This is a genomic window from Mycobacterium sp. 1245852.3, assembly GCF_001669335.1.
In the GTDB taxonomy this organism is placed as follows: Bacteria; Actinomycetota; Actinomycetes; order Mycobacteriales; family Mycobacteriaceae; genus Mycobacterium; species Mycobacterium europaeum_A.
Genome location: NZ_LZLL01000521.1, coordinates 1 through 7,546, shown reverse-complemented (window position 1 = coordinate 7,546; position 7,546 = coordinate 1). Strand labels below are relative to the sequence as shown.

7 protein-coding genes and 1 pseudogene are annotated in these 7,546 nt (G+C 68.3%); 6 read left to right on the top strand and 2 right to left on the bottom strand.

What is annotated here, in order from left to right:
* A pseudogene (locus A9W96_RS30755) lies at positions 1-380 on the bottom strand (hypothetical protein); the annotation flags it as partial.
* A gap of 63 nt (positions 381-443) precedes the next feature.
* On the opposite strand from A9W96_RS30755, the gene A9W96_RS23840 reads away from it, so the two are divergent.
* From A9W96_RS23840 to secG, 6 genes are all read left to right on the top strand, one after another.
* Positions 444-2,198, top strand: coding sequence for a DUF3556 domain-containing protein (locus A9W96_RS23840; RefSeq protein WP_067143579.1), 1,755 nt, complete (start codon positions 444-446; stop codon positions 2,196-2,198).
* Positions 2,191-3,615, top strand: coding sequence for an NAD(P)/FAD-dependent oxidoreductase (locus A9W96_RS23835; RefSeq protein ID WP_067143576.1), 1,425 nt, complete (start codon positions 2,191-2,193; stop codon positions 3,613-3,615). The genes A9W96_RS23840 and A9W96_RS23835 overlap by 8 nt, the downstream gene beginning before the upstream one ends.
* A gap of 124 nt (positions 3,616-3,739) precedes the next feature.
* Positions 3,740-4,759, top strand: a complete 1,020-nt coding sequence (gap, locus tag A9W96_RS23830) for a type I glyceraldehyde-3-phosphate dehydrogenase (RefSeq protein ID WP_066864516.1) — start codon at positions 3,740-3,742, stop codon at positions 4,757-4,759.
* A gap of 3 nt (positions 4,760-4,762) precedes the next feature.
* Entirely contained in the window at positions 4,763-5,992 is a 1,230-nt protein-coding gene (gene pgk, locus A9W96_RS23825; protein ID WP_066864513.1) for a phosphoglycerate kinase, read from the top strand.
* Between the two features lie 15 nt (positions 5,993-6,007).
* Positions 6,008-6,793 (top strand): triose-phosphate isomerase, encoded by a 786-nt coding sequence (gene tpiA / locus A9W96_RS23820; protein ID WP_066864509.1) that lies wholly within the window; start codon positions 6,008-6,010, stop codon positions 6,791-6,793.
* 30 nt (positions 6,794-6,823) lie between these two features.
* Positions 6,824-7,057 (top strand): preprotein translocase subunit SecG, encoded by a 234-nt coding sequence (gene secG, locus A9W96_RS23815; RefSeq protein WP_066864507.1) that lies wholly within the window; start codon positions 6,824-6,826, stop codon positions 7,055-7,057.
* A 21-nt stretch (positions 7,058-7,078) separates the two neighbouring features.
* On the opposite strand, the gene A9W96_RS23810 is transcribed toward secG, so the two are convergent.
* A partial coding sequence (locus A9W96_RS23810) for an LLM class flavin-dependent oxidoreductase (protein ID WP_156765387.1) occupies positions 7,079-7,546 on the bottom strand: 468 nt, incomplete at its 5' end.

The following is a 7,546-nucleotide window of genomic DNA, read 5'->3' as shown; positions in this document are numbered from 1 at the left end:
GCCACCGGGCGTGCCTGCGGCGCGGCCGCACCCGCCGTCCGGCGGACGAACCGGCGCTGCAGTTTGTCGATCAGCGCGTCCAGGGTCCGCCGATCCTGCTCGGCGATGCGCGCCAGACGGCGGTAGTTCGCCACGGCGTCCAGGTCGCCCCGCGCCTCCGCCGTGCCGATTTTGCGCTGATACTCGTCGATGCGCTGATCGACAAACTGCAGCGCCGGTTCGTCCGCCGGACGGCGGGTGCGGCCGCGCCGCAGGCACGCCCGGTGGCTCGCCGGTCCGCGCCAGGCCTGCGCTGAATCACCGCTTCCCGCAACAGTTCTCGCCGTTGGGCGGTTGATCGGGTGGTGACGCGCAGCGCTGAGGCGCACAATGCGGCGCACCCGCGTGGCGGTGCCGATACATTCAATGGGCCAGCTGGTTTCTAGACAGGAACGAGGCCGCCCATGGGATTCATGGCTCCAGAGTTTCCCGACGTCGACCCGCAGACGTGGCTCAGCCTGCCGCGTTCGACGAGGCGCCAGATCATGACCCGGCATTGGGTCGAACACGGCTTCGGTTCGCCCTACGCGGTCTATCTGTTCTACCTCTTCAAGATCGCCGGGTACGCCGCCGGCGCCGCCGCGGTGATCTCCCTGACGCCGGGGCTGGGCGGGCTGGCCCACCTCACCGACTGGTGGACGCAGCCGATCGTCTACCAGAAGCTGGTCATCTTCACGCTGCTGTTCGAGATCCTGGGCCTGGGCTGCGGCTCGGGGCCGCTGACCGCGCGGTTCTGGCCGCCGTTCGGCGGGTTCCTGTATTGGTTGCGGCCCAACACCATTCGGCTGCCGGCCTGGCCGGACAAGGTGCCGTTCACCCGCGGCGACAGCCGAACGGTGGCCGATGTGGCGCTGTATCTCGTCGTGCTGGGCTCCGGCGTCTGGGCGCTGCTCTCACCGGGGCGGGGCGGGCCGGTGACGCCCGCGGGCGACGTCGGCCTGATCGATCCGTGGCTGGTGGTGCCAGCGATCGTCGCGCTCGCGTTGCTGGGGCTGCGGGACAAGACCGTCTTCCTGGCGGCGCGCGGCGAGCACTACGGGCTGACGCTGCTGGTGTTCTTCTTCGGGTTCACCGACCAGATCGCCGCCTTCAAGATCATCGTGCTGGCGCTGTGGTGGGGCGCGGCGACATCCAAGCTCAACCACCACTTCCCGTACGTCGTGGCGGTCATGATGAGCAACAGCCCCCTGCTGCGCAGCCGGGCGTTCAACTGGTTCAAGCGACGGCTCTACCTCGACCCGGTCGACGACCTGCGGCCGTCGTGGATACCGAAGGTCATGGCCCATGTCGGCGGGACGACGGCCGAATTTCTGGTTCCGCTGGTCCTGGTGTTCTTCGCCGACGGTCACCGGTGGGCGTGGTTCCTGATCGGCTTCATGGTGCTGTTCCACCTCAACATCACCTCCACCATTCCGATGGGGGTGCCGTTGGAGTGGAACGTCTTCTTCATCTTTTCGCTGTTCTATTTGTTCGGCCATTACGCCGGTGTCACGGCCACCGGCCTGAGTTCACCGCTGCTGCTGATCATCCTGATCGTCGCGCTGGCGGTGGTGCCGATCGTGGGAAACATGTTCCCGCAACAGGTTTCGTTCCTGCCGGCGATGCGCTACTACGCGGGCAACTGGGCGACCAGCACCTGGTGCCTGCGCAAGGGCGCCGAGGACAAGATCGAGGCGAACATCACCAAGGCGTCGGCGCTGGCACTCAATCAGCTTGCCCGCCTTTATGATCCGCAGACCGCCGAGCTCATGATCGACAAGTTGATGGGGTGGCGGTCCATGCACACCCACGGCCGGGCGCTGGGCGGGCTGGTGTCCCGCGCCCTGCCCGACGGCGCCGACGAGGCCGACTACCTGCTGCGCGACGGCGAAATCATCGCCGGACCGCTGATCGGGTGGAACTTCGGCGAAGGCCACCTGCACAACGAGCAGCTGCTGGCCGCCGTGCAGCGCCGCTGCGACTTCGACGAGGGCGAGGTGCGGGTGATCATCCTGGAAGCCCAGCCGATCCAGCGCCAGACGCAGGCCTACCGCATCGTCGACGCCAAGACCGGCCTCGTCGAAGAGGGCTACGTCGACGTCGCGGACATGCTGAGCCGGCAGCCCTGGCCCGAGCCCGGCGACGACTACCCCGTCCACGTCACGACGGTCCATGCGTAAGGCCGTCGTCGTCGGCGCCGGGCCCAACGGCCTGGCCGCGGCCATCCGACTCGCCCGCGACGGCGTCGACGTGCAGGTGCTCGAGGCGCGCGAGACCGTCGGTGGGGGAGCGCGCTCGGCCGAGCTGACGGTGCCCGGGGTGATCCACGACGTCTGCGCGGCGGTGCATCCGATGGCGGTGGGTTCACCGTTCTGGGACGAGATCGGCCTGAGTCGATATGGACTGACCTGGAAATGGCCGGAGATCGACTGCGCGCACCCGCTCGACGACGGCACCGCGGGGTCGCTGTATCGCTCGATGGACCGAACCGTGGCCGAAATGGGCGCCGACGGACGGCGGTGGCGGCTCGCGGTGGGCGATCTCGCCGCCGGCTTCGACGAGCTGTGCCAAGACCTGATGCGCCCGGTCCTGCATGTTCCGCAACACCCCATCCGGCTCGCTGCCTTCGGACCGCGCGCGGTGCTGCCGGCCACGGTGCTGGCTCGCTGGTTTCGCACCGAGCGCGTGCGCGCGCTGTACGGCGGCCAGGCCGCGCACGCCTACACCCGGCTGGACCGGCCACTGACGGCCGCGATGGCGCTGATGTTCATGGCCAGCGGGCACCACTACGGCTGGCCGGTGGCTGAGGGCGGATCGGGGTCGATCATCGCGGCGCTGGCAGCCGTGCTGGCCGAACACGGCGCCGCGATCACCACCGGCGTCACCGTGACCAGCCGCAAAGACATTCCCGACGCCGACATCGTCATGCTCGACCTGACCCCCGCCGCGGCACTGCAGATCTACGGCGACGCCATGCCCGCGCGGATCAAGCGATCGTATGAGCGGTACCGCCAGGGCTCGTCGGCATTCAAGGTCGACTACGCCGTCCAGGGCGACATCCCGTGGACCAGTCCCGACTGCGGTCGCGCCGGCACCGTGCATCTGGGCGGGACATTCGCCGAGATCGCGCACAGCGAACGCGAGCGGGCGCAAGGACGGATGTACCGGCGGCCGTTCATCATCCTCGGGCAGCAATACCTGGCCGACCCGTCGCGCTCGGCGGGCAATATCAACCCGATCTACGCCTACGCTCACGTGCCATTCGGCTACACCGGCGACGCCACCGAAATCATCACCGACCAGATCGAGCGGTTCGCCCCGGGATTCCGCGACCGCATCGTCGCGACCGTGAGCACCGGCACCGCCGACCTGGCGGCCTACAACCCCAACTACATCGGCGGCGACATCATCGGCGGCGCCAACGACGGGCTCCAGGTCATCCTGCGGCCGCGCGTCTCGGTCAACCCGTACGCGACCGGGGTGCCCGGCGTCTACCTGTGCTCGCAATCGACGCCGCCGGGAGCCGGCATCCACGGCCTGTGTGGGTACTACGCCGCCGGGGCGGCGCTGGGATGGCTGCGCAAGCGTGGCCGCTAACCGGACCGCGTGTGGCCGAGGTCACGGGTGATATACCAGCGCGGCAATGGTAGCCGCCCCTGATCTAGGCTGGCGACGAGCGCAAATCAGCGGACACCGGAAAGAAAGACGACAGGAGAGACAAGTGACGGTCCGAGTAGGTATCAACGGCTTCGGTCGCATCGGGCGGAACTTCTACCGGGCCTTGCTGGCTCAACAGGAGCAGGGCACCGCGGATATCGAGGTGGTCGCCGTCAACGACCTGACCGACAACGCCAGCCTGGCGCACCTGCTGAAATTCGACTCCATCCTGGGTCGGCTGCCGCACGACGTCAGCCTCGAGGGCGACGACACCATCGTCGTCGGCAACAAGAAGATCAAGGCGCTCGAGGTCAAGGAAGGCCCGGCGGCGCTGCCCTGGGGCGACCTGGGCGTCGACGTCGTCGTCGAGTCCACCGGCATCTTCACCAACGCCGCCAAGGCCAAGGGGCACCTGGACGCCGGCGCCAAGAAGGTGATCATCTCCGCGCCCGCCACCGACGAGGACATCACCATCGTGCTGGGCGTCAACGACGACAAGTACGACGGCAGCCAGAACATCATCTCCAACGCCTCGTGCACCACCAACTGCCTGGGGCCGCTGGCCAAGGTCCTCAACGACGAGTTCGGCATCGTCAAGGGCCTGATGACCACCATCCACGCCTACACCCAGGACCAGAACCTGCAGGACGGGCCGCACAAGGACCTGCGCCGGGCCCGCGCCGCCGCGCTGAACATCGTGCCGACCTCCACCGGCGCGGCCAAGGCCATCGGCCTAGTGCTGCCGGAACTGAAGGGCAAGCTGGACGGCTACGCGCTGCGGGTGCCGATCCCCACCGGCTCGGTCACCGACCTCACCGCCGAGCTGTCCAAGTCGGTCAGCGCCGAGGACATCAACGCCGCGTTCAAGGCCGCGGCCGAGGGCAAGCTCAAGGGCATCCTGAAGTACTACGATGCCCCGATCGTCTCCAGCGACATCGTCACCGACCCGCACAGCTCGATCTTCGACTCGGGTCTGACCAAGGTGATCGACAACCAGGCGAAGGTCGTCTCCTGGTACGACAACGAATGGGGCTACTCCAACCGCCTCGTCGACCTGGTCGCCCTGGTCGGCAAGTCGCTGTAAACCGTGGCCGTCCACACCCTGAAAGACCTTCTCGCCGAGGGGGTTTCCGGACGCGGCGTGCTGGTGCGCTCGGACCTGAACGTGCCGCTGGACGACGGGAAGATCACCGACGCCGGCCGCATCACCGCCTCGGTGCCGACGCTGCAGGCGTTGGTCGAGGCGGGCGCCAAGGTGGTGATCACCGCGCACCTCGGCCGGCCCAAGGACGGAGCCGACCCGAAGCTGTCGCTGGCGCCCGTCGCCGCCGCGCTCGGTGAGCAACTCGGCCGGCACGTCCAACTGGCCGGCGATGTCGTGGGCACCGACGCGCTGGCCCGCGCCGAGGGCCTGACCGACGGCGACGTGCTGCTGCTGGAGAACATCCGCTTCGACGCCCGCGAAACCAGCAAGGACGACGGCGAGCGCCTGGCGCTGGCCCGCCAGCTGGCCGAATTGGTGGGTCCGACAGGGGCTTTCGTCTCCGACGGCTTCGGTGTGGTGCACCGCAAGCAGGCCTCGGTGTACGACATCGCCACCCTGCTGCCGCATTACGCCGGCACGCTGGTGGCCGAGGAGATCGCCGTGCTGGAGCAGTTGACCAGCTCCACCAAACGCCCCTACGCGGTGGTGCTCGGCGGGTCGAAGGTGTCCGACAAGCTCGGTGTGATCGAATCGCTGGCCACCAAGGCCGACAGCATCGTCATCGGCGGCGGCATGTGCTTCACTTTCCTTGCCGCGCAAGGTTTCTCGGTCGGCAAGTCGCTGCTGGAGACCGAGATGGTGGACACCTGCCGCGAGCTGCTGGACACCTACGTCGACGTGCTGCGGCTGCCGGTGGACATCGTGGTGGGCGACAAGTTCGCCGCCGACGCGACACCGCAGACCGTCGCGGCCGACGCCATCCCGGACGACGTGATGGGCCTGGACATCGGGCCGGGCTCGGTCAAACGGTTCACCACGTTGCTGTCCAACGCCCAAACCGTGTTCTGGAACGGGCCGATGGGCGTGTTCGAATTCCCCGCCTTCGCCGCGGGCACCAAGGGCGTCGCCGAGGCGATCGCCGCGGCCACCGGCAAGGGCGCGTTCAGCGTGGTGGGCGGCGGGGACTCCGCGGCCGCGGTGCGCGCACTGGGCATCCCGGAGGGCGACTTCTCGCACATCTCGACCGGTGGGGGAGCGTCGCTGGAATACCTTGAGGGCAAGACGCTTCCGGGTATCGAGGTGTTGAGTCGACCCCAGCCCGACCACAACTAGAAAGGCCCCAGAGTCGTGAGCCGCAAACCGCTGATCGCCGGCAACTGGAAGATGAACCTCAACCACTTCGAGGCCATCGCGCTGGTGCAAAAGATCGCGTTCGCGTTGCCGGACAAGTACTACGACAAGGTCGACGTCACGGTGCTACCGCCGTTCACGGATCTGCGCAGCGTGCAGACCCTGGTCGACGGGGACAAGCTGCGGTTGACCTACGGCGCCCAGGACCTGTCCGAACACGACTCGGGTGCCTACACCGGCGACATCAGCGGCGCCTTCCTGGCCAAGCTGGGCTGCACGTTCGTCGTCGTCGGGCACTCCGAGCGGCGGACCTACCACCACGAGGACGACGCGGTGGTGGCCGCCAAGGCCGCCGCGGCGCTCAAGCACGAGCTGACCCCGATCGTGTGCGTGGGCGAGCACCTCGACATCCGTGAGGCCGGCCAGCATGTCAGCCATTGCGAGAAGCAGGTGCGTGAGTCGCTGGCCGGGTTGTCGGCCGAGCAGATCGCCAAGGTCGTCATCGCCTACGAGCCGGTGTGGGCGATCGGCACCGGACGGGTGGCCAGCGCCGCCGACGCTCAGGAGGTCTGCAAGGCGATCCGCGAACAGTTGGCGTCACTCGCCTCGCCGGAGGTCGCCGACTCGGTGCGGGTGCTCTACGGCGGATCGGTGAACGCCAAGAACATCGGCGAGCTGATCGCCCGCGACGACATCGACGGCGGACTGGTCGGCGGCGCCTCCCTGGACGGCGAGCAGTTCGCCACGCTGGCGGCGATCGCCGCCGGCGGGCCTCTTCCTTGAGCACGGCTTCGCCCAGGTAGGCTGGCCGTCATGCAGTTGGCTTTGCAGATCACCCTGGTCGTCACCAGCATCCTGGTGGTGCTGCTGGTGCTGCTGCACCGCGCCAAGGGTGGCGGCCTGTCCACGCTGTTCGGTGGCGGCGTCCAGTCCAGCCTGTCCGGCTCCACGGTGGTGGAGAAGAACCTGGACCGGCTGACGTATTTCATCACCGCCATCTGGCTGGTGTGCATCATCGGCATGGCGCTGATGATCAAATATCGCTGACGGCGCGCGTGTCCCGCGCGGTCACAGCGCGGCGGTGAGCCTCCACAGCGCTTCCCGGTCGACCGAGTCGGAGCGGTCCAGCGGGCTGAGCACGATGTCGGTGGCTCCGGCGTCACGGTAGCGGCGCAACTGGCGGGTTACGGACTCCTCGGGCCCGATCGCGGCGAGGTCGACGACACTGGCGAGGCCTTCCCGGGCGATCACGTTGCGATACGACGGGATGGCCTCATAAAAACTCAGCTGCTGGGCGGCGGCGCTGCGAGCGCCGTCGACGTCGTCGGACAACAGCACGGGCACCGCGGCGATGACGCGCGGTGCCGGGCGGCCCGCCCCGGCCGCCGCCTTGGTGATCTCGGGCACGATGAATTCTTCGATGGTGCGGGGCCCGGCCAGATAGGGCAGTGTGCCGTCGGCCAGTTCGCCCGTGACCCGCAGCGCCTTGGGGCCCATCGCCGCCACATACACCGGGATCGGTGTGCCGCCGGGCAC